General features: G+C 72.1%; 24 protein-coding genes and 1 pseudogene. 14 read left to right on the forward strand and 11 right to left on the reverse strand.

Going from position 1 to position 25,206, the window contains the following annotated elements; translation table 11 throughout:
- Window positions 1–230 precede the first annotated feature (230 nt).
- Both CHC11_RS21240 and CHC11_RS21245 read right to left on the reverse strand, forming a co-directional pair.
- Window positions 231–965 carry a class I SAM-dependent methyltransferase gene (locus CHC11_RS21240; RefSeq protein WP_089313532.1) on the reverse strand — a complete coding sequence of 245 codons (735 nt, stop codon included), beginning with the start codon at window positions 963–965 and terminating at the stop codon, window positions 231–233.
- Window positions 966–1,286: 321 nt separating this feature from the next.
- The gene (locus tag CHC11_RS21245; RefSeq protein ID WP_218826184.1) at window positions 1,287–1,685 is read right to left on the reverse strand and encodes an ATP-binding protein; all 399 of its coding nucleotides are present in this window, start codon (window positions 1,683–1,685) and stop codon (window positions 1,287–1,289) included.
- Here CHC11_RS21245 and CHC11_RS42815 point away from each other — a divergent pair.
- Both CHC11_RS42815 and CHC11_RS21260 read left to right on the forward strand, forming a co-directional pair.
- Window positions 1,684–2,636 (forward strand): annotated as a pseudogene (locus CHC11_RS42815) (helix-turn-helix domain-containing protein). The gene CHC11_RS21245 and the pseudogene CHC11_RS42815 sit on opposite strands and share 2 nt — an antisense overlap.
- Window positions 2,627–2,815 (forward strand): DUF397 domain-containing protein, encoded by a 189-nt coding sequence (locus CHC11_RS21260; RefSeq protein ID WP_089313535.1) that lies wholly within the window; start codon window positions 2,627–2,629, stop codon window positions 2,813–2,815. The pseudogene CHC11_RS42815 and the gene CHC11_RS21260 overlap by 10 nt, the downstream one beginning before the upstream one ends.
- A gap of 355 nt (window positions 2,816–3,170) precedes the next feature.
- On the opposite strand, the gene CHC11_RS21265 is transcribed toward CHC11_RS21260, so the two are convergent.
- Window positions 3,171–3,425, reverse strand: a complete 255-nt coding sequence (locus tag CHC11_RS21265; protein WP_143227182.1) for a hypothetical protein — start codon at window positions 3,423–3,425, stop codon at window positions 3,171–3,173.
- Window positions 3,426–3,434: 9 nt separating this feature from the next.
- On the opposite strand from CHC11_RS21265, the gene CHC11_RS21270 reads away from it, so the two are divergent.
- Window positions 3,435–3,869, forward strand: coding sequence for a DoxX family protein (locus CHC11_RS21270; RefSeq protein ID WP_218826185.1), 435 nt, complete (start codon window positions 3,435–3,437; stop codon window positions 3,867–3,869).
- 199 nt (window positions 3,870–4,068) lie between these two features.
- Window positions 4,069–4,869 carry an SAM-dependent methyltransferase gene (locus tag CHC11_RS21275; protein WP_089313537.1) on the forward strand — a complete coding sequence of 267 codons (801 nt, stop codon included), beginning with the start codon at window positions 4,069–4,071 and terminating at the stop codon, window positions 4,867–4,869.
- Between the two features lie 67 nt (window positions 4,870–4,936).
- Here CHC11_RS21275 and CHC11_RS21280 read toward each other — a convergent pair whose 3' ends face one another.
- Window positions 4,937–5,704, reverse strand: a complete 768-nt coding sequence (locus CHC11_RS21280; protein WP_089313538.1) for an SDR family NAD(P)-dependent oxidoreductase — start codon at window positions 5,702–5,704, stop codon at window positions 4,937–4,939.
- Window positions 5,705–5,887: 183 nt separating this feature from the next.
- Here CHC11_RS21280 and CHC11_RS21285 point away from each other — a divergent pair, with 183 nt between their 5' ends.
- Window positions 5,888–6,790 carry an RNA polymerase sigma-70 factor gene (locus CHC11_RS21285; RefSeq protein WP_218826186.1) on the forward strand — a complete coding sequence of 301 codons (903 nt, stop codon included), beginning with the start codon at window positions 5,888–5,890 and terminating at the stop codon, window positions 6,788–6,790.
- A 198-nt stretch (window positions 6,791–6,988) separates the two neighbouring features.
- On the opposite strand, the gene CHC11_RS21295 is transcribed toward CHC11_RS21285, so the two are convergent.
- Complete coding sequence (locus CHC11_RS21295; RefSeq protein ID WP_089313539.1) at window positions 6,989–7,582, reverse strand: TetR/AcrR family transcriptional regulator; 594 nt, start codon at window positions 7,580–7,582, stop codon at window positions 6,989–6,991.
- A gap of 78 nt (window positions 7,583–7,660) precedes the next feature.
- Here CHC11_RS21295 and CHC11_RS21300 point away from each other — a divergent pair, with 78 nt between their 5' ends.
- Entirely contained in the window at window positions 7,661–8,071 is a 411-nt protein-coding gene (locus CHC11_RS21300; protein WP_089313540.1) for an organic hydroperoxide resistance protein, read from the forward strand.
- 66 nt (window positions 8,072–8,137) lie between these two features.
- On the opposite strand, the gene CHC11_RS21305 is transcribed toward CHC11_RS21300, so the two are convergent.
- The gene (locus CHC11_RS21305; protein ID WP_089313541.1) at window positions 8,138–8,932 is read right to left on the reverse strand and encodes an SAM-dependent methyltransferase; all 795 of its coding nucleotides are present in this window, start codon (window positions 8,930–8,932) and stop codon (window positions 8,138–8,140) included.
- A 92-nt stretch (window positions 8,933–9,024) separates the two neighbouring features.
- On the opposite strand from CHC11_RS21305, the gene CHC11_RS21310 reads away from it, so the two are divergent.
- From CHC11_RS21310 to glgX, 4 genes are all read left to right on the forward strand, one after another.
- Window positions 9,025–9,879, forward strand: a complete 855-nt coding sequence (locus CHC11_RS21310; RefSeq protein WP_143227183.1) for a hypothetical protein — start codon at window positions 9,025–9,027, stop codon at window positions 9,877–9,879.
- 54 nt (window positions 9,880–9,933) lie between these two features.
- Complete coding sequence (locus tag CHC11_RS21315) at window positions 9,934–10,509, forward strand: DUF4262 domain-containing protein (RefSeq protein WP_089313543.1); 576 nt, start codon at window positions 9,934–9,936, stop codon at window positions 10,507–10,509.
- A gap of 47 nt (window positions 10,510–10,556) precedes the next feature.
- A complete protein-coding gene (locus CHC11_RS21320) occupies window positions 10,557–11,141 on the forward strand; it encodes a GNAT family N-acetyltransferase (RefSeq protein WP_089313544.1) in 585 nt (194 codons plus the stop codon).
- 94 nt (window positions 11,142–11,235) lie between these two features.
- Window positions 11,236–13,344, forward strand: coding sequence for a glycogen debranching protein GlgX (gene glgX, locus CHC11_RS21325; protein WP_089313545.1), 2,109 nt, complete (start codon window positions 11,236–11,238; stop codon window positions 13,342–13,344).
- A gap of 10 nt (window positions 13,345–13,354) precedes the next feature.
- On the opposite strand, the gene CHC11_RS21330 is transcribed toward glgX, so the two are convergent.
- Together CHC11_RS21330 and CHC11_RS21335 are read right to left on the reverse strand one after the other, a co-directional pair.
- Window positions 13,355–13,756, reverse strand: a complete 402-nt coding sequence (locus tag CHC11_RS21330) for a hypothetical protein (protein ID WP_089313546.1) — start codon at window positions 13,754–13,756, stop codon at window positions 13,355–13,357.
- Between the two features lie 152 nt (window positions 13,757–13,908).
- A complete protein-coding gene (locus CHC11_RS21335) occupies window positions 13,909–14,610 on the reverse strand; it encodes a dihydrofolate reductase family protein (protein WP_089313818.1) in 702 nt (233 codons plus the stop codon).
- A gap of 64 nt (window positions 14,611–14,674) precedes the next feature.
- Here CHC11_RS21335 and CHC11_RS21340 point away from each other — a divergent pair, with 64 nt between their 5' ends.
- Window positions 14,675–15,766 (forward strand): ATP-dependent DNA ligase, encoded by a 1,092-nt coding sequence (locus CHC11_RS21340; RefSeq protein ID WP_089313819.1) that lies wholly within the window; start codon window positions 14,675–14,677, stop codon window positions 15,764–15,766.
- Between the two features lie 45 nt (window positions 15,767–15,811).
- Here the strand turns inward: CHC11_RS21340 and CHC11_RS21345 are convergent, their stop codons facing one another.
- Window positions 15,812–17,503: an alkaline phosphatase D family protein gene (locus tag CHC11_RS21345; RefSeq protein WP_089313547.1), complete on the reverse strand. Its 1,692-nt coding sequence runs from the start codon at window positions 17,501–17,503 to the stop codon at window positions 15,812–15,814.
- Between the two features lie 219 nt (window positions 17,504–17,722).
- Between CHC11_RS21345 and CHC11_RS21350 the strand changes: the two genes are divergently transcribed.
- Window positions 17,723–20,134: a HelD family protein gene (locus CHC11_RS21350; protein WP_089313548.1), complete on the forward strand. Its 2,412-nt coding sequence runs from the start codon at window positions 17,723–17,725 to the stop codon at window positions 20,132–20,134.
- On the opposite strand, the gene CHC11_RS21355 is transcribed toward CHC11_RS21350, so the two are convergent.
- Entirely contained in the window at window positions 20,117–20,812 is a 696-nt protein-coding gene (locus tag CHC11_RS21355) for a FadR/GntR family transcriptional regulator (protein ID WP_089313549.1), read from the reverse strand. The genes CHC11_RS21350 and CHC11_RS21355 overlap by 18 nt on opposite strands.
- Before the next feature lie 301 nt (window positions 20,813–21,113).
- Here CHC11_RS21355 and leuA point away from each other — a divergent pair, with 301 nt between their 5' ends.
- Complete coding sequence (gene leuA / locus CHC11_RS21360) at window positions 21,114–22,790, forward strand: 2-isopropylmalate synthase (protein WP_245919607.1); 1,677 nt, start codon at window positions 21,114–21,116, stop codon at window positions 22,788–22,790.
- On the opposite strand, the gene CHC11_RS21365 is transcribed toward leuA, so the two are convergent.
- Window positions 22,768–22,974 carry a DUF4236 domain-containing protein gene (locus tag CHC11_RS21365; RefSeq protein WP_089313551.1) on the reverse strand — a complete coding sequence of 69 codons (207 nt, stop codon included), beginning with the start codon at window positions 22,972–22,974 and terminating at the stop codon, window positions 22,768–22,770. The genes leuA and CHC11_RS21365 overlap by 23 nt on opposite strands.
- Window positions 22,975–23,216: 242 nt before the next feature.
- Here CHC11_RS21365 and CHC11_RS21370 point away from each other — a divergent pair, with 242 nt between their 5' ends.
- Complete coding sequence (locus CHC11_RS21370; RefSeq protein ID WP_089313552.1) at window positions 23,217–25,157, forward strand: Xaa-Pro dipeptidyl-peptidase; 1,941 nt, start codon at window positions 23,217–23,219, stop codon at window positions 25,155–25,157.
- Window positions 25,158–25,206: the final 49 nt, after the last annotated feature.

Consider the following 25,206-nt stretch of genomic DNA (forward strand, 5'->3'; position numbering starts at 1 on the left):
GCCTGCCCGCAACCGATCCGAACAAGATCATCCGCTATGGGTGTCGGCGACCAACGGGGCGGTGGCCGCCAGCGCGGCCGACACCGCGATGACGGTGATGGTGGTCCTGCCGATGAGACGGAAAATGACCTCCCGGAAGCCGTGAGCCACCCGTCCGACTACTTACTGAATCGACGGTGCTCATCGGACGCCAGGTGATCATGGGGCCCGGATCGTGCCGGTAGGTGTGTTCAGGGGGTGGCTGGTTTGCGGGCGGTGAGCAGGCGGGTCGGGACCCACGGACTGCCCCACCACGCGCGCCAGCCGAGGCCGCGCACGCGGATGTCCTGGGCGTTCAGCCGGGCCAGCACGGCAGCGTACTCGCGGGGGGTCCGCGCCAAATCGGCGATCAGCAGGCGGCCGCCGGGCCGCAGCACCCGGTACGCCTCGGCGATCGCCTGGGCGCGGGCGTCCGCGCCGAAGATGGTGTGCACCGTCAGGCTGGACACGACCAGGTCGAAGCTTGCCTCCGCGTAGGGGAGTCTGCGCAGGTCACCCCCTTGCACGCGAACGCGGTCGGCGACGCCTTCGGCGCGGGCGTTGCGCAGGGTCGCCGCCGGGGTGTTGCCGGACTGGTCCCGTCCGCGCCACAGGTCCACGCCGACCGCCCGGCCCTGCGGGAGGTGCCGGGCGGCGGCCAACAGGACGGCGCCGCGTCCGCAGCCGAGGTCGAGCAGCCGTTCGTCGCCACTCAGGTCCAGCTCGTCCAGCACGTCCCGCCAGACCAGGAACTTGCCGCGCAGCGTGGCGTGCAGGCTCAGGGCCAGGCATCCCGCCAGCAGGGTGCCGGAGACCAGCGCGGGCAGCGCGGCGGCCGGATCGGCGGTGACCGCCATCACCAGCCCGGTCACCCAGAACCCCAGCACGACCAGCCCCACGAAGCCGAACCCGTAGGGCGCATCCATCCCGTACCGCGCTCCAGGCATCCCGCCACTCTGCCACGAACCGGCCCCTCGGGGGCCGGCTACGACGCACTGGTCCACCGCCGACCAACTCGCCGCCGAGTACCCGACACCGTGGTGCCGCCGACCCGGTCTTCATCCGCGACGGCGAAGTGTGGACGGGCGCCGGGCTGAGCGCGTGACCGGATGGCTGCCGCTGGCATTTGCTTCGACAATGCGCTGGAGGACGGGGAGGAGTACACGTTGACACTCAGCCCGCTGCCGGGATACGGGCTAGCCACGGGGAGCGAACACAGCCGGTAGGTAGCGGAGCGGCGGTCGGGGAGACCGCCCCTCCACTGGTCTTCATGTGGGGTCGAGGACTGCGAAGACGACCTTGCCGGCGTTGCCGGTCAGGGGGCGGATGCCCCAGCAGCGGGCGAATTGGTCGACGATGAACAGGCCGCGGCCTACTTCGCTGATGGTGTCCGCGCACTGGATGCGGGGCAGGTCGCAGGTCGCGTCCTGGACCTCCAGCCACAGCGCGCCGTCGTCGGTGCGCCCGATGCGGAACGTCACGTCGTCGCCGGAAGCGGACGCGTGGCGGAGAGCGTTGGTGACCAGTTCGCTTGCCACCAGGCACGGCACGAAGTCGTCCATGTCCCACTGGCCCGTGACCAGCCGAACGAACCGCCGCACCTCGGCGACGGCCGCGAGGTCGTTCTTCAGCACCATCTCGTTCTCGTGACGCGCCGCCTCGCCCATGATCCTTCTCCTCACTGTGTGTGGTGAACACCACACAATTAGCAAGGTTGCGGAGTATCGTGATGTTGCCAAGTCGCGTTGGCGACGACTGGCAACAGTCGTGCCTTTCCGGCGAGGTGCCGAGGAAAGGAAACGTTGCGCTCATGCCCCCACGACGCCAACGCCCCAAGGAGTCCCCGCCCTGATCGCCTTCGGTGGCCAGATGCGCCGGATGCGCGAGGGGAAGAAGATCACGCAACAGTCCCTCGCTGATCACACGAACATCAGCAAGGGCCAGGTGAGCCGTATCGAGAACGGCACCAGGCGCGCCACTCGCTCCTTCGTCGAGGCGGTCGACCGGATTCTCGAAGCCGACGGAGCACTGATCAAGTTACGGGCGGACCTGAACAGGAACGGCCACCCGGTCCCGGCCTGGTTCGACTGGCCCAGGGTCGAGGCGGACGCCGCCACGCTGGTCTCGTGGGAGCCCATGCTGATCGCCGGTCTCGTCCAAACTCCGGCGTACGCATCAGCTCTCTTGAATCGCAACCAAGAGGCAGTAGAGGCGGGCCTCAGCCGACAGGACGTCATCACCGGCAACGAGGAACGGGTTCCTCCGAACCTGGTCCTGCTGGTGGACGAGCAGGCACTCTACCGTCCCGTGGTACGTCCGAGACGACCAGGGAGCAGCTTGAACACCTTGTCGAGATAAGCATCTTGCCCAACGTCACAGTTCAATTAGTGTTGGCAAGTGGCGAGCATGACGGCAACATGGGCGCGTTCGTGGTCGCAACTATGGACGACCGCAGCGAGGTCGCCTACATCGAGACCGCCATACGCGCAATAACGACGGACGATCCCACCGACCTGTCCATGCTTACGCGAACTCTGATTGCGCTTCGCTCGCGGGCGCTCACCGAAGACATGTCGCGCGACTTGATCAGAAAGGTCATTCAGGAGAGATGGACCTGACGAACCTGAAGTGGCGCAAGAGCAGCTACACCGGCTCCAACGGCGGCAACTGCGTCGAGATGGCGGACGCGGCCGACGCGGTGGCGGTGCGGGACAGCAAGGACCCGGACGGTCCCGTCCTCCTGCTGACCCGCGCGGCCCTGCGCTCCGCCGTGAACTCCGCCCTCACGCCCCGCTGACCCCGCCCACGACCTTCCCCTGGTCTCCCCAGCGCTGAGTCCCGCGTGCGCGGGCCCGAGCCGTCATCCTGGCCCCTGAACGTCGGCTTGTGGGAACCATCTCCACGTGCGCGGGGCCGAGTGGACAAACGCCAGCATCATCACCGTTGTGCTCGAACCATCCCCGCGTGGGCGGGGCTGAGAGCACAGACCGGGACTGGTGCAGGGAACCGCGCGAGCCATCCCCGCGCGAGGATGGTTCACCTTCTGGGACATCGTCCAGAAGGGGGCGAAGGTCGGCCCCGCCACGCGGGGATGGTTCCCCACCCGGGTTGGTCGACTCGAAACCCGGTCACCCGGGGAGGGCTTCGCGGGTTCACGGTGCGTTGGCGTCGAAGAAGCCGATCAGGCGACCGCCTCTGATCGCGGCGTCGAGCCGGGTCATCACGTCGATCATGTCGTGTGGCGACACCGCGATGGCGTCCTGGACGCGGTCATCGTTGATCGCTGCGCGGAACGCGTCGCCGAGCGGCCTTTCGAGCGCCTTGAGCTGGTCCGCGGGCACCAGCCAGCGCAGCTTTGCGAAATCGACGTCGCCCGCGCCGATATGGCGTGCGAGGTCGCGTGCCATCTCTGGCGGGTGAGCGGGGCCCACGCACTGGCCACCATGCTGCTGTTCACCGGCGCCGCGCACTTCGTCCCCGACAGCGTCACGGTGATGCCCAGCCATGGCGACCTGGCCGCCATGGTGCCGCCGTTCGTCCCGCTCCCGCACCTGATGATCTACGCGACCGGGGTACTGGAACTGCTGGGGGCCGTGGGGCTGGTCGTGGCCACCACCAGGACCACCGCCGGGTTCGGCCTCGCGGCGCTGTTCGTGCTCATGTTCCCCGCGAACGTCTACGCCGCGATCGAGGACGTCCCGCTCAACGATGATCCGGCCACGCCCCTGTGGTTCAGAGTCCCGGAACAGATCCTGTTCATCACGGTCGCCCTGTGGGCTGCCAAGAGGCCCCCGCGCCGGCACTCCCCGGGCCGGTGTATGCGGCGGCAGGCGGACACGGTCAACGCGTGACGGGAGCGCCTCCTGCCGGATCGTCCGCTTTCGGATGTCGAGCCCCAAAGGAAGGCTCTGCGGCACACCCCGTTCGCCCCCGGCGGGGGGCAACGGGGCCACATTTCGCGAAAAGCCCTTGGGCATAGGGGTTTTCGCAATCTGCGCGGCTTGGCGAAGCTACGATGCGGAGCAAGATCTCCTGAGCGTTGAGGTGCACATGGCCGAGTCGTCCCCGCAGATTCCCACCGGCGTCCCGACCGCGGCACGCGTCTATGACGTGATGCTCGGCGGCAAGGACAACTACGCGGTGGACCGGGCCGTGGCCGAGGGCAGCCTCACGATCATGCCGGAGCTGCGGGACATCGCCCTGCACAACCGCGCGATGCTGCACCGCGTCGTCCGCCATCTCGCCGCGGAGGAGGGGATCACCCAGTTCCTCGACCTGGGCTCGGGGCTGCCGACCGTGCGCAACACCCACGAGGTCGCCCAGGAGATCAACCCGCGGGCTCACGTGGTGTACGTCGACATCGATCCGATCGTGCTGGCGCACGGCCGCGCGATCCTGGCCGACAACGCCAACACCACCGTGGTGACCGCCGACATCCGCCAGCCCGGCGACCTCCTCGAACGTCCGGAGGTCCGCGCGCTCATCGACTTCGACCAGCCCGTCTGCGTGATGCTCGTCGGCATCCTGCACCACCTCGCCGACGACGAGAAGCCCGGCCAGATCGTCCAGGTGCTGCGGGACGCGATGCCCAGCGGCTCCTTCTTCTTCATCACCAACTTCACCCGCCTGGGCGACGCCCCCGAATCCGTCGCGCTGGAGGAGCAGCTCCTGGAGCAGCTCGGCACCGGCCGCGTCCGCACCCCCGCCGAACTGGCCGCCTTCTTCGACGGCCTCGAGATCCTGCCGCCCGGCCTCGTCCCGCTCCCGCTGTGGCGCCCCGACGAGCCCGTCCTGGACGCCAGCACCATCGACGTCCGCTTCATGACAGGCGGCGTCGGCCGCAAGCCCTGATCCTTCTTGGTGCTATGCGGACGAACCCCCTTCCCCTGCGCCACGGCATGCTGCCCGACTGAGGGCCCTACCAGGGCAGCGGGCCGTCTTCGCCGAAGAAGCCGGCGGTCGGCCCGTCCGCGCCGAGGGTGGCCAGGCGCACCACGACGGCGGCGCCCTGCGCGGGGGTGAGATGCCCGGTGTGGTCGTTGCTGTCGGTGTCGACGAAGCCGGGGGCGGCGGCATTGACGAGCACCCCGTCCTTCCGCAGCTCATTGGCGTACTGCACGGTCAGCGCGTTCAGCGCGGCCTTGGACGGTGTGTACGCGGCCGACGGCAGCAGCGCCGCGAAGGGACCGTCCGGGTCGCTGGTGAGGGCCAGCGACCCCGCGTGGCTGCTGACGTTGACGACGCGCGCCGCCGGCGACCGCCGCAGCAGCGGCAGCATGGCGTTGGTCACCGCGATCACGCCGAAGACGTTGGTCGCGAACACCGCCCGGACCGTCTCCAGGTCGACGGAACTGGGGATCTGGTCGACGGCGTCCTGGGGCGCCACCCGTCCAGAGCCGGTGATGCCGGCGTTGTTGACCAGAACGTCGAGATGCCCGTAACGCTCCTCGACCCGCTTCGCGGCCTCCTGGACGGTGGCCGTGTCGGTGACGTCCAGGAGGACCGCGTGCACGTCGCCGCCCGCCGCGCGCAGCGCCGCGGCGGCCTCCTCCCCGCGCCGCTGGTCCCGCGCACCGACCAGCACCGTCATGCCCAGGCCGGCGAGCGCCTCGGCGACCGCCCGGCCGATCCCCTTGTTCGCCCCGGTGACCATCGCCACCGTCCGGCGCCCGGTGTCCTCGTTCATCCTCGACTCCCGTCTCGTGGCCCGCGCGGTTCACCACGCGGCTCTGGACACGAGACGACACCGCTCCCTCGCCCGTGACAGTCCCCGCATGTGACGTGCGACACCGGTCTCGGGTGTCACAGATGGACAGGGCCGGGCGTCCTGTGCACGGCACACGGAACGCGCAACGGGAAGAAGAGGGCCATGGACGGACGATCGAAGGACACGGCCGCCGGCCGCATGGACGCCGCGACCGAGGCGTTCGTCGCCCACCGCAACCTGCTGTTCACCGTCGCCTACGAGATGCTCGGCTCTGCCGCCGACGCCGAGGACGCCCTGCAGGAGACGTGGTTGCGGTGGACGGGCGTCGACCTCGAAACGGTGCGGGATCCCCGCGCATACCTGGTGCGGACCACCACCCGGCAGGCGCTCACCCGGCTGCGCACGCTGCGCCGGCGCAAGGAGTCCTATGTCGGGCCCTGGCTGCCCGAGCCGCTGCTGACCGCGCCCGACGTGGCCGAGGACGTCGAGTTGGCCGAGAGCCTCTCGATGGCGATGCTGATGGTGCTGGAGACCCTCACGCCGACCGAACGGGCGGTGTTCGTGCTGCGCGAGGTGTTCGCCCTCGACTACGGAGAGATCGCCCAGGCCGTCGGCAAGAACCCCGACGCGGTCCGCCAGATCGCCCACCGGGCCCGCGGGCACGTCGCCGCGCGCCGCCCCCGCGACACCGCCTCCCCGTCCGACACCCGGGCCGCGCTCCACGCCTTCCGGCAGGCGGTCGAGACCGGCGACCTGCGGAACCTGCTCGACGTCCTCGCGCCGGACGTCGTCCTGCTGACCGACGGAGGCGGAGTCGTCCGGGCCGCGGTCGCGCCGGTCGTGGGGGCCGACAAGGTGGCCGGCGTTCTCGCGAAGATCTCCAGCGCGGTCTCGCTACGGCCGACGCTCGTCAACGGCCACCCCGCCCTGGTCCTCAGCCGCGCCGGCGAGATCGACACCGTCATCGCGACCCGCATCGACGACGGCCGCGTCACCGGCCTCTACGCCGTCCGCAACCCCGAGAAACTCTCCCGCATGACCCGGGAGACCCCCCTCAACCGCTGACAACCGAGCAGCCACTCCCCCAGCACCCGGTAGCCGGCATCAGTGATGCCCCTTCCCGGATCGACCCGATGCGCAAGAGCAGGCCCCCCGGATGCCGCGCGGCCACCCAGGCGCGGTCCCTGTCGGTGATCTCGTCGTCGACCCAGCCGAAGGGTCGCCCCGCCGCCCACGCGACGAGGGCGCGCGTGGATTCGGCGGTCAGCGGGCGGCCGGGGGACGGGTGGGGGCGTCCAGGGCCGTGGTGACGGCCTCGTCGACTGCGGCGCGGACCTTCGAGGGGTCGTCGAGGTCGAAGCCGACGGAGAGGCCGTCCCTGAGCAGCATGAGGATGTCGGCGGTGCGGTCGGGATCGGGGTGGCCGGCGGCGACCAGCAGGTCGCGGAACAGGCCCCGGCACCACTCCCGGTGCGAGTCGATCGCCCGGCGCACCGGGTGGGCGGGGTCGGGGTACTCGGCGGCGGCGTTGATGAACGGGCAGCCGCGGTAGGCGGGGGCGGAGCCGAAGGTGCACATCCGCTCGAACGCCGTGAGGATCGCCTCGCGGGGCGCCGTGGACGCGGGCATGTCGGCGATGCCGCGCTGCAGCAGGCTCTGCTCGGTGATGTAGGCGCGGACGAGGTCGTCCTTGCTCGGGAAGTGGTGGTAGAAGGTCGCCTTCGCCACGCCGGCCTCGGCGATGATCCGGTCGATGCCCACGGCGTGCACGCCCTCGGCGTAGAACAGGCGCGTCGCGGTGTCGAAGACGCGGAACCAGGCCGCGCTCCGGCGAGGCGCCGAGGATCTCGTGGTCACACCTTGACGCTACCAGACAGACCGGTCTAGTCTCCGATTGCAGACAGATCTGTCTGTCTACTCGCGAAGGGGCAGCTCATGCGGCAGTACACGACCACCGCCACCTCCACCGGGCGCGACGGGCGCGCGTTCACCTCCGACGGCCGGCTGGACCTCCAGATGGCCCTGCAGAAGGAGCTCGGGGGCGACGGCGACGGCACCAACCCCGAGCAGCTGTTCGCGGCCGGCTACGCCGCGTGCTTCGCCAGCGCCATGCAGCTGGTGGCGCGGAAGCAGAAGATCGACGTCTCCGGCATGTCCGTGACCGCGGAGGTCGGCCTCAGCCCGAACGGCTCGGGCGGCTTCCAGCTCGACGTCAAGCTGCTGGCGAAGCTGCCCGACGCCCTCAGCGCGGAGACCAGGCAGCGGCTCGTCGAGACCACCCACCAGGTGTGCCCCTACTCCAACGCCACCCGCGGCAACATCCCGGTGGAGCTGACGACCGTCTGACGTGTCGCCCGGGTCGCGGCCGACGGCCGGTTCCGGCCGTCGGCCGCGACCGGTCGGGCCGCCCGGTCAGGCCTTGCGGGCGACCCCGCAGAGGGTCGAGGTGCTCGGCGTCTCGCCGAACGGGCTCGGCTCGGGGCGCCACTTCTCGCACGCCACCACGCCGGGCTCGACCAGCTCGAAGCCGTCGAAGTACCCGGCGATCTGCTCGGGGCGGCGCAGCCGGTACGGGACGGCGCCGGTGTCGTCGTACTCCTGCTGCGCCTTGTTGTGGGCCTCGTCGGTGTCGGTGTCGTCGTAGAGGGCGAGGTGGCTGCCGGAGGGCAGGCCGCCCATCAGCGTCCGGATGATGTGCAGGATCTCGTCGTAGGAGTCGACGTGCCCGAGGACGCCCATCAGCATCAGACCGATCGGGCGGTCGAAGTCGAGCTTGCCCCGGGCGATCCGGAGGATCTGCTCGGGGTTCCGCATGTCGGACTCGATGTAGCTGGTCTCGCCCTCGGGACGGCTCGTCAGCAGGGCGTGCGCGTGGGACAGCACGAGAGGGTCGTTGTCGACGTACACGATGCGCGCCTCGGGCGCGACGCGCTGCGCCACCTCGTGGGTGTTGTCGACGGTGGGCAGCCCGGTGCCGACGTCCAGGAACTGGCGGACGCCCGCCTCCCCCGCCAGGTACCGGACGGCGCGGGCCAGGAAGTGCCGGCCGGTCCGCGCGATGTCCACGATCCCCGGATAGATGCTGACGTACTGGTCACCGGCCTCGCGGTCGACCGGGTAGTTGTCCTTGCCGCCGAGCCAGTAGTTCCATATCCGCGCGGAGTGCGGAACGGAGGTGTCGATCGCGTTGACCGGATCGTCGGCCATGGTCTTCTCCCTACTGTGCTCCACCGGTGGTCGCGCATAAAATAGATCATTCTTCCGGCGCCGCGACACCGACCGACGAAGCGAGGCCCTGGGTGCGTTTTCGGTGGCTTGCCGCGGTCGCGACGACCCTGCTAGGACTCGCCGTGCTCGCCGGATGCGGCGGCGGAGCGCCGCCCCGGGAGCAGCGGTCGCGGATGGAGGTCGTCCTCCTGGCCGACGGCGGCGCCCGCCTCGACCTGTACGCGGCGGGACGGCTCCGGTCGGACGCCGAGGTCCGGGCGCTCGCGCGGCGGATCATCAGGGCGTTGTTCCCGGGCACCGAGGGCGTCCGCGTCCGCACGGGGGAAGGCCGCGGGGCACCTTTCGCCCGCGCCGAGATCGACCGCGCCTACCGGACGGGACGCAGGCCGTTCCTGCGAATCGACACTTCCGGCGCGGCGCGCGAACTCGCCGCGCGGGGATTCGACGACACGGTCATGAAATTGCGGCTTCCGCCGGTATCCGCAACGACGAGTCCTGACATATCCGGAAATCGCCGCTGGCACCTGCGCAAGGGCGTCCCGGCTCCCGTCATCCGGATCGGCATGAGGCCGGAACCGGAACGCTGGTACGGCGTGATGGCGCTGCCCGTGCTGGGAGCGCTGGGCGTGGCGCTGGCCTTCTTCGTCCGGCGCCGTGCGCTGGCGGCGCCCGCGGCCGGGCTCGCCGTCGCCGCCGCCCTCCTGGCGCTGCCCCTGGGCGCGGGACGCCGCGGCGCCGACCTCGGCGTCGCCGGCCGGCTCGGCGGGACGGCCCTGGACGTGGCGTCCGTCGCGCCGCTCACGGCCCTGCCCCTCGGCATGCCCGCCGCGATGCTGCTGGGCGCCATGGCCGTCCGGAGCCTGTGCGGCCCCGCCGTCCGGCACGGGCACGAGGCGCCGCCGCGCGACACCGGCGTGTTCTGGTGATCCTGCGCGCGACGGCATGCTCGCCCAGGGTCGGTTGATCGTAAACTGAGGGTCATGTCCGGCGATCGCCCCTCATGCACCTGCGTGATGTGCCGTGACTACGGCGACCGCGACCGTCTGGACAACTTCCAGCTCCGCACGATCGTGCACGTCACCCAGTACGGGTGGAGCGTCGTCCTCGTCCAGCCGGACGAGGACGGACCCGGCTGGGCGTACACGGTCGGGCTGTGGCACAGCCACGGCGCCCCCGAGCTCTCGATGTTCGGCGGCGACGTGTACGAGACGGAAGAGATCCTCAACATGCTCGGCCGCGAGACCGCCGAGGGGCGCGCCCCCGCGGACGGCGAGCGCCGCGACGGCGTCGTCCGGGGGCGGCAGGCGGCCTTCCGGGACGTCGACCCGCACTGGTTCGACGGGCTGTTCGGCGGCGCCGTGGCGTTCTACCGGAGTCCGCCGCTGCCGATCCTCCAGGTCGTCTGGCCCAACGGGGACGGCCTGTTCCCGTGGCAGCCCGGCACCGACCTGCCGTTCCGGCACGGCCAGCCGTGGCTGTGGCTCCATCCGCGGCAGCATCCGGCCGGCGCCTGGACGCGGCGGCTGTCCGACAAGCGGTCCGAGTGGCGCCGCTGACGGCCGCTCCCCGGGCCCTGCGGCCCGCGAGAGCATACGATCGGCGGGTGTACGGGCCGATCGCCGACACCATCCGCACCCAGCGCCTCGTCCTGGAGCCGCTGGCGGTCCACCACGCGGACGAGATGGCCCCCGTCCTGGACGACCCGCGCCTGCACCGCCACATCGGCGGCGAGCCCCTCACGCGCGACGAGCTGCGCGCCCGCTACGCGCACCTGGTCGCGGGCCCGGCGCCCTACCACCAGGAGTGCTGGCTGAACTGGATCGTGCGCCGCGCCCGGGACGGGCAGGCCGTCGGCTACGTGCAGGCGACGGTCACGCCGGCGCCGCCGGGGTTCGCCGTGACGCCCGCCGCGGCCGGGTCGACGGTCACGCCGGGCCCGCCGCGGCCCGTCGCGTCGGTCGCCTGGGTGATCGGCATGCCGTACCAGGGGTTCGGGTTCGCCACCGAGGCCGCCCGCGCGCTGCTGGAGTGGCTCGCGGCGCACGGCGTGCGCGACGTCGTCGCGACCGTCCACCCGGACAACCGGGCGTCCGCGGCCGTCGCGTCCAGGATCGGGTTGAGCCGCACCGGGGAGACCCGCGACGAGGAGGTCGTCTGGCGCCTCCCCCGCGGGGCCCCGCCGCGATGACACGCGCCCGGTGAGGGGCCGCGGCGCGCGGGGAAGGGAGCGGGTAGGCCACAATCGACGGGCCAGGACGAACCGGCCGAGGGGTGGAGGAGCATTGCGGGAGGTATGGCCCGGGGACCCCTATCCGCTGGGCGCCACCTGGGACGGCACGGGCACGAACTTCGCGCTGTTCTCGGAGGTGGCCCGGCGGGTCGAGTTGTGCCTGTTCGACGCCGAGGGGCGCGAGACGCGACGGGACCTGCCCGAGGTGGACGGGTTCGTCTGGCACGGCTACCTTCCCGGCATCGGGCCCGGCCAGCGCTACGGGTACCGGGTGCACGGGCCGTTCGACCCCCGCGAGGGGCACCGCTGCAACCCCTCCAAGCTGCTGCTCGACCCGTACGGCAAGGCCGTCGCGGGCGCCACGCCGAGCGAGCTGATCCGCTGGCACGAGGCGCTGTTCTCCTACCGGTTCGCCGACCCCGACGCGCTGAACGAGGACGACAGCGCCCCGTACATGCCGAAGAACGTGGTGGTCAACCCGTTCTTCGACTGGGGGGACGACCGGTCGCCGCGCGTCCCCTACCACGAGAGCGTCATCTACGAGGCGCACGTGAAGGGCCTGACGAAGCTGCACCCGGCCGTCCCCGAGGAGCAGCGCGGAACGTACGCGGGCCTCGCGCACCCGGTGATGATCGACCACCTCCTCGACCTCGGGGTGACGGCGGTCGAGCTGATGCCGGTGCACCAGGCGGTCCCCGAGCACGCCCTGGTCGCGCGGGGCCTGGACAACTACTGGGGCTACAACACGATCGGGTTCTTCGCGCCGCACAACTCCTACAGCTCCTCCGGGCAGTCCGGCGAGCAGGTGCTGGAGTTCAAGGCGATGGTCCGCGCCCTGCACGAGGCGGGCATCGAGGTCATCCTGGACGTCGTCTACAACCACACGGCGGAGGGCGACCACCTGGGCCCGACGCTGTCGTTCCGGGGCATCGACAACGCCTCCTACTACCGGCTGCGCGACGACGACAAGCGCTACCACCTCGACTACACCGGCTGCGGCAACTCACTGAACGTCCGGAACCCGCACGCGCTGCAGCTCATCATGGACTCGCTGCGCTACTGGATCCTGGACATGCACGTCGACGGGTTCCGCTTCGACCTCGCCTCGGCGCTGGCCCGCGAGCTGCACGACGTCGACCGGCTGGCCGCGTTCTTCGACCTCGTCCAGCAGGACCCCGTCGTGTCCCAGGTGAAGCTCATCGCCGAGCCGTGGGACGTGGGCGAGGGCGGCTACCAGGTCGGCAACTTCCCGCCGCTGTGGACGGAGTGGAACGGCAAGTACCGCGACACCGTCCGCGACTTCTGGCGCGGCTCGTACGCGACCATGCCGGAGTTCGCGTCGCGGCTGACCGGCTCCTCCGACCTGTACGAGCACAGCGCCCGCCGCCCGTTCGCGTCCATCAACTTCGTGACCTGCCACGACGGGTTCACGCTCACCGACCTCGTGTCCTACGACCACAAGCACAACGAGGCCAACGGCGAGGACAACCGGGACGGCACCGACGACAACCGGTCGTGGAACTGCGGCGTCGAGGGCCCCTCCCGCGACCCCGGGGTCCTCGAACTGCGGGCCCGGCAGCGCCGCAACTTCCTCGCGACGCTGTTCCTCTCGCAGGGCGTGCCGATGCTCTCCCACGGGGACGAGCTCGGCCGCACGCAGGAGGGCAACAACAACGCCTACTGCCAGGACGGCGAAATCGCCTGGGTCCACTGGGAGGGCTCGGGCGACATGGAGTTCGTCCGGCTCCTTTCCCGGCTGCGGCACGACCACCCGGTGTTCCGGCGCCGCCGCTTCTTCACCGGGACGGGCCGCGGCGCCGCCGCCGACATCGCCTGGCTGACCCCGGCCGGCGAGAGCATGACCGACCAGGACTGGAACGTCGGCTTCGCCAAGTCCCTCGGCGTGTTCCTCAACGGCGACGCCATCACCGAGCCGGACCCGCGCGGCCGGCGCGTCCGGGACGACTCGTTCCTGCTGCTGGTCAACGCCGGGTCGGAGCCGGTCGAGTTCACGCTGCCCGGCGCCGAGTACGGCGAGCGCTGGGAGTTCGCCCTCGACACCGCCGAGCCCGGCACCCTCGGCGATCGGCCCCGCCTCAAGGCCCGCGACGTCGTGACGGTCGGGGACCGCGCGCTGCTCGTCCTGCGGCGCGGGGCGTGAGCCGCGGGGCTCACGCCCGGCCGACCTCCATCGCGGTCAGGAAGACCAGGACGAACGTCGCGACCGCCACGACGCCGTGGACGGCGACCGCCGCGGCCGGGAACGCCTGCTCCGCGCCCCTGGCGTGGCGGCCGCCGCGGCCGACGAGCCAGCGGGTGAACAGCAGCAGCCCCTGGAAGATGACGACGAGCAGGGCCGCGAAGGCGACCCAGGCGTAGGCGGCGTTCCCCGTGACGACGTAGAGGATCCACACGGCGAGGCCCGCGACGGCCGAGAGCGGGTGCCCCGCCACGACCAGACGCGGGAACCGCGTCACCTTCGTCGAACGCCCCCCGTTGACCAGCCACACGACGAGCAGGTACCCGCCCACGGCGGCGGCGATGATCCACGCGCCCAATGCGACGTACTCCACCCCCGCTCCTTTCGTGAGATTCTCACCCGTTCCCCTGCCGCCTAGTGTCGCTCCCCCACGCTTCCAACATGACGGATTCGTACAGATTGGGAGACAGGCCGTCACCACACCGGTCAGGTCGGGTGTCCGCGGCGCCGCGCACCGTTCCCGCGCTACGCCCGCAACCGGTAGCGGACGAACAGCACGCCCTCGTCCAGGTAGAGGGCGGCAGGGTCGAGCGGCACCTCGGCGTCCAGGCCCTCCAGCAGGCGGGTGTGGCGCGCGCCTCCGAGGAGGGTGGGCGCGATGTTGAGGCACAGCTCGTCCACGAGGGACGCCCTGATGAGCGCGGCGGCCAGGGACGGACCGCCCTCGCAGAGGAGGTGCTCGTGGCCGAGGTCCTCGCGCAGCGCTCTCACGGCGGCGGGGAGGTCGACGTCGTCCTCGCCTGCCGCGACCACCCGGAGACGGCCCGGAACCCTGGATTCGGCGGTCCGGGTCGTCACGACGATGGTGGGCGTCTCGGCCTCGGTGAACAGCGGGAGTGTCCAGTCCAGGTCGAGGGATCGGCTCACGACGACGATGGGCGCGGGCGGCCCGCCGCGTCGCGCGCGCAGGTCATCCCGCAGGCGCGCCGGACCGAGGCGTCCCGTGCGGACGGTCCCGGCGCCGACGACGATCCCGTCGGCCAGGGCGCGCAGGGTCCGGAAGACGCGGAAGTCGGCGGCGCCGCCGAGGCCGTCGGTCCAGCCCTCGGCGTCGGTGACGGACCCGTCCGCGCTCATGACCATGCCGAGCCGCAGGCGCGGCAGGTCACCGTAGGCCTCGTAGGGATCGACGCCGATCGCGGCGGGCTCGGGCAGCAGACGGCGCATGACCTGCACGTTATCGGACCCCCGGGATGCCCTTTTGTCGGTGCGGGGGCGCAAGATGGGGGGCATGGACCTGCCGATCAGCCCGCCGCTGCCGCCGATGCTGGCCAAGGCGGTCAAGACCATGCCCAAGGGCGACCTGCTGTACGAGCCGAAGTGGGACGGGTTCCGCTGCATCGTCTTCCGCGACGGTGACGAGGTGGAGCTGTCCAGCCGCGGGGAGAAGCCGCTGACCCGCTACTTCCCCGAGCTGGTCGAGGCCGTGAGGCGCGAGCTGCCCGAGCGGTGCGTGGTGGACGGCGAGATCGTGCTGCCCAAGGGGACGCGCCTCGACTTCGACGGCCTCCAGCAGCGCATCCACCCGGCCGCGTCACGGGTCAAGCTGCTGTCGGAGGAGACTCCGGCGTCGTTCGTGGCGTTCGACCTGCTCGCCCTCGGGGACGAGTCGCTGATGGAGGTGCCGCTCGGCGAGCGGCGGCGGCGGCTCGTCGACACCCTGGCCGGGGCGAAGGCGCCGATCCACGTCACGCCCGCGTCCGACTCCTACGAGCTGGCGCTGCGCTGGTTCGACGAGTTCGAGGGCGCCGGGCTGGACGGCGTCATCGCCAAGCCGCGGGACGTCCCGTACCAGCCCGACAAGCGCGTCCTGTTCAAGGTCAAGCACGAGCGGACGGCCGACTGCGTGGTGGCGGGCTTCCGCTGGCACAAGTCGGGGCCCATCGTGGGGTCGCTGCTGCTCGGGCTCTACAACGCCGACGGCAACCTCCAGCACGTCGGCGTCGCGGCCTCGTTCACGATGAAGCGCCGCGCCGAACTGGTCGAGGAGCTGCAGCCCTACCGGCTGGAGGATCTGTCCCGGCACCCGTGGGCCGAGTGGGCGAGCCAGACGGACGCGACCGTCGACCGCATGCCCGGCGCGGTCTCCCGCTGGACCGGCAAGAAGGACCTCAGCTGGGTTCCGCTGCGTCCCGACCTGGTGGTCGAGGTGGCGTACGAGGCGATGGAGGGAGACCGGTTCCGGCACACCGCCCGGTTCCGGAACTGGCGCCCCGACCGGACGCCCGACTCCTGCACCTACGCCCAGCTGGAGGTGCCGGTGGCCTACGACCTCGACGACATCTTCGGCGGCCCCGCGACGAGCCCGCGCATGGACCGCTGAGAGCCGGACCGGCCGGGACGCCCCGCGCGTCCCGGCCGCCCGCCCTCAGGGCTGGGTCTCGTTCCGGACGGTCTGCCGGATCAGGTCCTCGTCCGGCTGCGCCGCCGCCTTCGCCGAGGCGTAAGGACGCAGGTAGGCCTGGTGGACGCCGGGGACGCGGTCCTCGATGACGTACGTCGCCTTGGTGGAGACGTCGGCGCCCGGGGTCCGGACGGTCGGGAGCGTCTTGAAGTCGGCCCTCATCTCCTCCTTGCCGATCCTCGTCAGCACGTAGCCGCGCTGGTTGTTGTAGAAGCGCAGGTGCGGGTTGATCTTGAGGTAGGGGTGGTCGGCGGGGTCGGAGTCCCTGCCGTCGCCGGTGCTGGTGATGGAACTGCAGACCAGCTCCGCGCCGACCGTCCTGGAGTCCGGGTCGTCGTAGTCGGCCTTCAGGTCGCTCGCCCAGTGGGCGTGGACGTCGCCGGTGAGGACGACGGGGTTGCGGACCCCGGCGTCCAGCCAGCCCTTGGTGATCCGGTCGCGGGAGGCGGCGTAGCCGTCCCAGGAGTCCATCGAGGTCTTCTTGACCGGCCCGGCGGTGTTGTCGCGCTGGGCGAAGAACACCTGCTGGCCGAGGACGTCCCACCGGGCGGTGGAGCGGCGGAAGCCGTCGAGCAGCCACCGCTCCTGGCCGGCACCGGTGATGGAGCGCTTCGGGTCGGTGGCGGCGGGGCAGTCCTTGTAGCCGTCGCCGCAGCCCTGGTCGTCGCGGAACTGGCGGGTGTCGAGCATGTGGAAGTTGGCCAGCCGGCCCCACCGCACCCGCCGGTAGACCTGGATGTCGGGGCCCTTCGGGACGGACCGGCGGCGCAGCGGCATGTTCTCGTAGTAGGCCTTGAACGCGGCGGCGCGGCGGGCGCGGAAGTCGTCGTAGGAGGGCGTGTCCGAGCCCTCCTCGGGGATGGGGCCGGCCCAGTTGTTCTCCACCTCGTGGTCGTCGAACACGACGAGCCACGGTGCGGCCTGGTGCGCGGCCTGCAGGTCGCGGTCGGCCTTGTACTGGGCGTGGCGCAGCCGGTAGTCCGCCAGCCTGACCGTCTCGGGGCCCTCGTGGTCGCGGACGTTGCCGCCCGGGATCGTGTAGACGCCCTTCTTGTACTCGTACTGGTAGTCGCCGAGGTGCAGGACCAGGTCGGGGTGCTCCTCGGCCAGCCGCCGGTACGCGGTGAAGTAGCCGTGCTCGAACTGCGAGCACGACACGAAGGCCATGGCGAGGGCGGGGCCGAAGGTGGCCGGGTGGGGGGCGGTGCGCGTCCGCCCGACCGGGGAGACGTGGCCGTCCACGCGGAAGCGGTACCAGTAGTCGCGGCCGGGGCGCAGGCCGTTCAGCTCGACGTGGACGGAGTGGGCGGCGTCGGGGCGGGCGGCGGCGGTGCCGCGCCGGTCGATGCGGCGGAAGCGGGAGTCGGAGGAGACCTCCCAGCGGACGGGCACGGTCCGGGCGGGCATGCCGCCGAGGCCGTTCTCGGCGTGCGGGTCCAGGGCCAGGCGGGTCCAGAGGACGAATCCGTCGGGTTCGGGGTCGCCGGAGGCGACGCCGAGGGTGAACGGATCGGCGGGCAGGGCGCGGCCGCGGGGGGCCGCGTGGGCGGTGCCGGGTATGCCGGTCACGGCGACGGCGGTGAGGAGTCCGCTGGTGGCGAGCCCGCTGGAGGCGAGGAAGGCGCGCCGGTTCAGCGGGCGGGCGGAGTCGGCCATGGAGAGGTGACCTTTCGGAGGGGGCCGGCAGTGCTGCTCGCCGACAGCCTCACGAAGATCGATGACCGGGGGGTTCCGCGCGCATGACGCCCGCCACAACAGAGACGATCTTTTGGACGGCGCTAGAAGATCACGCGATGCACGGAAAGGATGCTAGACTACCAAGTCGCAAATGCGCACAGAGATACTCCATCCTATGAATAGGAGTGTAGTCGAAGCATGGGACTTCGTCAAGCGGGCGCTGTCAACCCCGAACGGGAAGAAAAGGCGGCGCGGGCCGCCGTGCGCGTCGAGCAGGAGTACGTGTCCCGCGTGTACGCGCGGCTCGACGCCGAACGGGACAGGGCCGCGACCGCGCTGCGCGAGGGCCCCGCCGCCGGCGGCGGCGCCGCGTTCCAGGCGCGGGTCGAGAGCGCCATCGCCACCGACGAGGCGGCCCGGCGGCTCGTCCGGCTGAACGCCGTCGAGCACGGCCTGTGCTTCGGGCGCATCGACCACCGCGCCGACGCCGGCGGCTCCGGCGACACCTTCTACGTCGGCCGCATCGGCCTGCGCGACGAGGACCATGAGCCCCTCCTGATCGACTGGCGCGCCACCGCGGCCCGCCCGTTCTACACCGCCACGCCGGGGGCGCCGGGCACGCTCGCGCGCCGCCGCCACCTGCACCTGCGCCACCGCGAGGTCGTCCGGCTGGACGACGAGGTGTTCGACCTGGAGGGCCTGGAGGAGTCCGAGCGCGGCGGCATCGTCGGCGAGGCCGCCCTGCTCGCCACCCTCCGCCGCGGCAGGACGGGCCGGATGAGCGACGTCGTCGCGACCATCCAGGAGGAGCAGGACCAGGTCATCCGCTCCGGCCTCCAGGGGGTGCTGGTCGTCCAGGGCGGCCCCGGCACCGGCAAGACGGTCGCCGCGCTGCACCGGGCCGCCTACCTCCTCTACACGCACCGCGACGTCCTGGAGCGGCGCGGCGTCCTCATCGTGGGCCCGAACGCCACGTTCCTGCGCTACATCGAGCAGGTGCTCCCCGGCCTGGGCGAGACGGACGTCGCGCTGGCCACGGTCGGCGAGCTCTACCCGGGGCTGAAGGCGGTGGCCGCCGAGACGCCCGCGGCCGCCGCCGTCAAGGGCGGCCTGCGCATGGCCGGCCTCGTGGAGGCCGCCGTCCGCGACCGGCAGCGCGTCCCCGCCGGGGGCCTGCGCGTCGAGGCCGACGGCCTCACCCTGGTCGTCGAGGCCGGCAAGTGCGAGCAGATCCGTGCACGCGCCCGTGCCCTGCGCGCCCCGCACAACATCCAGCGGCGCCGCTTCGTCCACGACATGCTGGAGGCGCTCGCCTTCAACCGGGCCGAGCAGTTCGACCGCATCATGGACGAGCCGCTCGAAGAGATCGCCAAGTCCGGCGGGCTGCCCGCCTGGCTCCAGGAGCTGATCGACGAGGCCGAGGACGAGCCCCTTCTGGACGAGACCGACCTCCGCCTGGCCAAGGAGGCCCTCTGGCAGGACCCGGCCGTCAGGTCCGCCCTGGACGAGCTCTGGCCCGACCTCACCCCGGAGCGGCTCCTCAGCGACTTCTACGCCTCCGGCGAGGCGGTGGCGCGCGCGGGCGCCGAGGCCGGCCTCTCCCCTGACGAGTGGGCGCTCCTGCGCCGCCCGCCCGGCTCGCCGTGGACGATCTCCGACGTCCCCCTGCTGGACGAGGCCGCCGAGCTCCTCGGCAAGGACGACTCCGCCGACAGGGCCCGCGCGCGTGCGGCGCAGGCCGCGCTCGCCGAGGAGGAGCGCTACGCCCGCGAGGTCATGCAGACCACCGACGGCACCGAGATGATCCTGGCGAGCGATCTGATCTCCGCGAGCGAGCTGGCCGAGCGCCACCACGACGACGGTCCGCGCCTCACCACCGCCCAGCGCGCCATGGCCGACCGCGAATGGGCCTACGGCCACGTCATCGTGGACGAGGCGCAGGAGCTCTCGGAGATGGCGTGGCGGACCGTGATGCGCCGCGTCCCGACCCGCTCCCTCACGGTCGTCGGCGACATCGCCCAGACCGGCAGCGTGGCCGGCGCGGCGTCATGGGGCCAGATGCTCGACCGCTACGTCCCGGGCCGCTGGCGCGAGCAGCGTCTCATGGTCAACTACCGCACCCCGGCCGCCATCATGAAGGTCGCCGCGGACGTGCTGGCCGCCGTCGCCCCGGACCAGACGCCGCCCGAACCCGTCCGCGACGACGGGCCGCCGCCGGCCGCGGTCGCGCTGCCGGTCGCCGAGCTGCCGTCCCTCGTCCGCTCGGAACTGGTCCTCGTGACCGGCGGCGAGGACATCGGCGGCGCCTTCAAGGAGGGCCGCCTCGCCGTCATCGCCTCGGCGGCGCGCCACGCCGCCGTGCTGCGGGCCCTCCCGGACGCCGCCGTCGGAGCCACCCCCGAGGCCCTCGACTCGCCCGTGGTCGTCCTGACCGCCGAGGAGGCCAAGGGCCTGGAGTTCGACTCGGTCGTCGTCGTCGACCCGGCCGGGATCCTCGCCGAGTCGGCCAAGGGCGGCCAGGACCTCTACGTCTCACTCACCAGGGCCACCCGCCGCCTGACCGTCGTCCACGACGGTGACCTGCCGTCCCTGCTATCGGCTCTGGAGTAGGCCGGTCAGGGTCCGGTCGAGCTCGGCCCTGACGACCTCGCTCGCGGCCGCCGGGTCCTGCGCGCGGACGGCCTCGACCAGGGCGGCGTGGGCCGCCCTGCCGTGGGCGTCGTCGGATCCACGTACGTCGACCAGGGAGGCGAGGTCGAGCAGGCCGTCGCGCAGGACGGGGACGAACCCGGCGAACAGGTCGGCGAGGACCGGGTTGTGCGCGGCGGCGATGACGGCGGCGTGCAGGGCGATGTCGGCGTCGATGAACGCTTCGACGCCGGGGCCGGCGAAGGCCGTGTCACGGTCGGCGAGCGCCCGGTCGAGGGCGGCGAGGTCGTCCGGGGTGCGGCGCTCGGCGGCCAGCTCGGCGGCGCGGACCTCCAGCATGGCGCGGATCTCGTAGACGTCGGCGACGGAGGCGCGGCGGAGCCGGGCGGACCAGTCCTCGGCCGGCTCGGTCGCGATGACGAAGACGCCCGCGCCCTGCCGGGCCTGCACGAGACCGGCTCCGGCCAGGGCGCGCAGGGCCTCGCGGACGGTGGAGCGGCCGACGCCCAGCTCCCCGGCGAGCGTCGTCTCGCCGGGCAGCCGCGTTCCGACCGGCCACGCCCCGGCGGCGATCTGGTCGCGCAGCCGCTGCGCGGCCTGCTCGACGAGCGGGCTGGGACGGAGCGGGCCGAGCGGCATCGGGAGTCCTCCGGGGACGTGGGTGGGCCTCCAGACTAAGCCACCTCAGCTTGTCTGAGGAGCTGAGGTGTGGTTGGGTGGGCGGCATGTCGTGGCAGGGCCTTCTTCTCGGTCGCCGCGGCGGGGCCTGATCCGGACCGGCACCCCGTCGCGGGGTCCGGTGCCGCCGGTCGTCCGGCGATGAACGAGGAACAGGCCCATGAACGTCCCGACTCCGCGCACGCAGTTCCCCACCTTGCGCACCCCGTCCGGCCCGGTGGCGGACGGCGCTCCCTTCTGGAACCCCCAGCGCGGCAGCTCCATGCCGTTCCACCGGTACCGGTCCGTCCACGAGCGCGTGCCGTCGCCCGTGGCGGACGTCGAGCGCACCTGGCCGTCCGGGCGCATCCGGAGCGCGCCCCTGTGGGTGCCCGTGGACCTGCGGGACGGCAACCAGGCGCTGGCGGAACCCATGGACACCGCCCGCAAGCGCCGCATGTTCGACCTGCTCGTCACGATGGGCTTCAAGGAGATCGAGGTCGGCTACCCCTCGGCCAGCCGGACCGACTTCGACTTCGTCCGGCACCTGGCCGAGGCCGGCGTGCCCGACGACGTGACGCCCGTGGTGTTCACGCCCGCGCGCGGGGAGCTGATCGAGCGGACCTTCGCCTCCATCGAGGGGCTGCCCAGGGCCGTCGTCCACCTGTACACCGCGACGGGGCCGGTGTGGCGGGACGTCGTGCTCGGGGCCGGCCGGGACGGGGTGCGGCGGCTGATCCTGGACGGGGCGGCCGACGTGGCGCGGCTCGCCGGGCCCGGCGTGCGGTTCGAGTTCTCCCCCGAGACGTTCAACGTCACCGAGCCCGACTACGCGCTGGAGGTGTGCGACGCGGTCACCGCGCTGTGGGACGCCTCTCCCGACCGCCCGGTGATCCTGAACCTGCCGGCCACGGTCGAGATCGCCACCCCGAACGTGTACGCCGACCAGATCGAGTACATGCACCGCAACCTGGCCAGGCGCGACGCGGTCGTCCTGTCGGTCCACCCGCACAACGACCGCGGGACGGGCGTCGCGTGCGCGGAGCTGGCGATGCTGGCCGGCGCGCAGCGGGTCGAGGGCTGCCTGTTCGGCAACGGGGAGCGGACGGGCAACGTCGACCTGGTCACGCTGGCGCTGAACCTGCACGCCCAGGGCGTCGACCCGCGGATCGACCTCTCCGACATCGACGAGATCCGGCGGACGGTCGAGCACTGCAACCGGCTGCCCGTCCACGAGCGGCACCCGTACGGCGGCGACCTGGTGTACACGGCGTTCTCCGGCACCCACCAGGACGCGATCGGCAAGGGCATGGCCCGCCACGCGCGCCTCGCCGGGGAGCGGGGCGTGCCGCCGGAGGACCTGCCGTGGGACGTGCCGTACCTGCCGATCGACCCGGCCGACGTCGGGCGCGGGTACGAGGCGGTCATCCGCGTCAACAGCCAGTCCGGGAAGGGCGGCGTCTCCTACCTGCTGCGCACGGAGCACGGGCTCGACCTGCCGCGCCGCCTGCAGATCGAGTTCTCCCGGGTCGTGCAGCGGGCGACGGACGGCAGCGGCGAGGAGGTCACGGCGGGCGAGCTGTGGGAGCTCTTCCGCGCCGAGTACCTGGACCGGCCGGGACCGGTCCAGGTGACCCGGTGGCGGACCTCCCGCACCGGCCCGGCCCGGCACGACTTCACCGGCGTCGTCCGGGTCGACGGCGGCGAGCGCGAGCACACCGGCACGGGCAACGGCCCGCTGGACGCGCTGACCGGCGCGCTGGCGTCCGCCGGGATCAAGGTGGACGTCCTGCACTACGCCGAGCACTCGGCCGGGGCAGGGCGGGACGCCGTGGCCGTCGCCTACGCCGAATGCCGCGTGGACGGCGCGACCCGCTGGGGCGCGGGCCGCGACACGTCCGTGCTCACCGCGTCGGTGGAGGCCGTCCTGTCGGCGGTCAACCGCGCGAAGAGCGGCTAGACGACTTCAGGGACCGTCTCCACGACAGGCCCGTCCCGGGGACGCGCAACGTCATGTGACGGCGCCCGTCCGCCGAGCGGGTGTAGCGGGCTCCGCGCCCTCCGACGCTGTGCCCGACGCCCTTCTTGGAGAAGTTGAGGCGGAACGGGCCCATCCTGAGTGATTTCCGATAGCTCCAACCCATGGGGCGGGGATGCCCGGCCGGCCGCCGGGCATCCCCGCGATCCGTTCCCGGACAACCGAAATCCGCAATACGGACATCCCCGCTTGGGCAAGGGCAGGACGTGACCAAATCCGGCCCGTCTTCGTCGCGCACCGCCCTTTACCGGCGGCCTCCGGGCGAGGAGCCTGTGCCCCGTCGGAGATCATTTCCATACTCGGAGGTGCGGGTTGGCCAGGCGATCCCTGAGACGAACCCGGCGGACCATGGCGGTGGCCGTGCTGACCGGCGCGGCGCTCGCCGGCGCGGGCGGCGGCGCGACGGCGCTGGCCGGGACGTCCCCCAAGATCGTGGTGAAGGGCGGGGTCACCCAGCCCGTCTTCTCCTACAAGGACGCGGTCCGCGAGCACGTCTACGTCGAGTCGGGCGTCGACAGCGACCGGGACGGCGAGAAGGACCGCGTCAACGTGGACATCATCCGGCCGAAGGAGACCGAGCACGGTCTGAAGGTGCCGGTGATCATGGATGAGAGCCCCTACTACGACAACGCGGGGCGCGGCAACGAGAGCGAGCGCAAGACCTACGACGCCAACGGGAACCCGGTGAAGTTCCCGCTCTACTACGACAACTACTTCGTGCCGCGCGGGTACGCGTTCCTCGCCGTGGACATGGTCGGGACGACGCGCTCCGACGGCTGCCCGGTCAGCGGAGGCCCGACCGACGTCCTCGGCGGCAAGGCCGTGGTCGACTGGCTCAACGGACGCGCCCGGGCCTACCGGGCGGACGGCAGCCCGGCGAAGGCGACCTGGACGACCGGCCGCACCGGCATGATCGGCAAGTCCTACGACGGGACGCTCGCCAACGGCGTGGCCGCCACCGGCGTCGAGGGGCTGGAGACGATCGTCCCCATCTCGGCGATCAGCAGCTGGTACGACTACAGCCGGATGAACGGCGTGAAGTACTGGACCGACGAGCAGCCGTGGCTGGCGAGCTACGTCGACACCGACCCGCCCGAGAAGTGCGCCGCCGTGAACGCCGACCTGGACAAGGGCGAGGACGACGGCACCGGCGACTACAACGGCTACTGGAAGACCGCCGACTACCGGGACGGGACGATCGGCCGCGCGTCCCGCGTGCACGCGAGCATCTTCGCCGCGCACGGCGTCAACGACCTGAACGTGAAGGACGACCACTTCGCCGAATGGTGGAACGCCCTCGCGCGCCGCGGCGTCCAGCGCAAGGTCTGGCTGACGCAGCGCGGCCACGTCGACCCGTTCGACACCCGGCGGGACGCGTGGGTGGCGACCCTGCACAAGTGGTTCGACCACGAGTTGCAGCGGGTTCCCAACGACGTCATGCGGCAGCCGCGCGCCGACATCGAGATCGGGCCGGACCAGTGGATCACCCAGCGGGACTGGCCGGCCCGGGACGCGCGCAGCGTCGTCCTGCGCCCCGGCGAGAACGGCTCCCTCGGCCTGAAGCCCGCCGCGGCTGGCGTGACCGCCGCCTTCACCGACGCCGCCGGTCCGCAGGGCGCCGGCCATCCAGAGGACGCGATGGTCGCCGACCCCACGGCGGCGCGGCCGTACCGGACGGCGTTCGTGTCGGCCCCGCTGCCGGGGACGGGGCGCCTGTCCGGTACCCCCGACGCCCGCCTGAAGATCAAGCTGGACGGGCCCACGGCGAACCTGACGGCGCTGCTGGTCGACTACGGCGACGACACCCGCGTGGACTACCTCGGCGCCGGCTCCGGCATCCGCACGCTGACCACCGAGGACTGCCACGGTGAGAGCACACCCGGCGACGACGCCTGCTACCGGCGGACCGAGGTCACGACCGTGACCTCGCCGGTCAACGTGGTCGCCCGCGGCTGGCTCGACGCCCAGAACGACAGGTCGCTGAGCCGTCCGAAGCCGCTGGCGCCCGGCCGCTACTACGGCGTCCGCTGGCAGACCCTCAGCCAGGAGTACCTGCTGAAGAAGGGCCACCGGCTGGCCCTGGTCCTCGCCGGGACGGACGCCGACTACAACACCGAGACGCCGACGGGCGTCCGGGTGACGGTGGACCTGCGCGGCAGCTCGGTCAGCATCCCGGTCGTCACGGCCCAGGACGACCCGGCCACCCTCCTCGCCCCGCCGCGTTCCGCCGAGACCTGGCGCGGCCCGGCCGAGGTGGACCTCCCCGTCCAGGAGCGCAGGCTCTACTGACACGGGACGGCCCGCCGCCCCCTCCCGGGCGGCGGGCCGCGGCCGTCCA

This window comes from Actinomadura mexicana (genome assembly GCF_900188105.1).
GTDB classification, from domain to species: domain Bacteria; phylum Actinomycetota; class Actinomycetes; order Streptosporangiales; family Streptosporangiaceae; genus Spirillospora; species Spirillospora mexicana.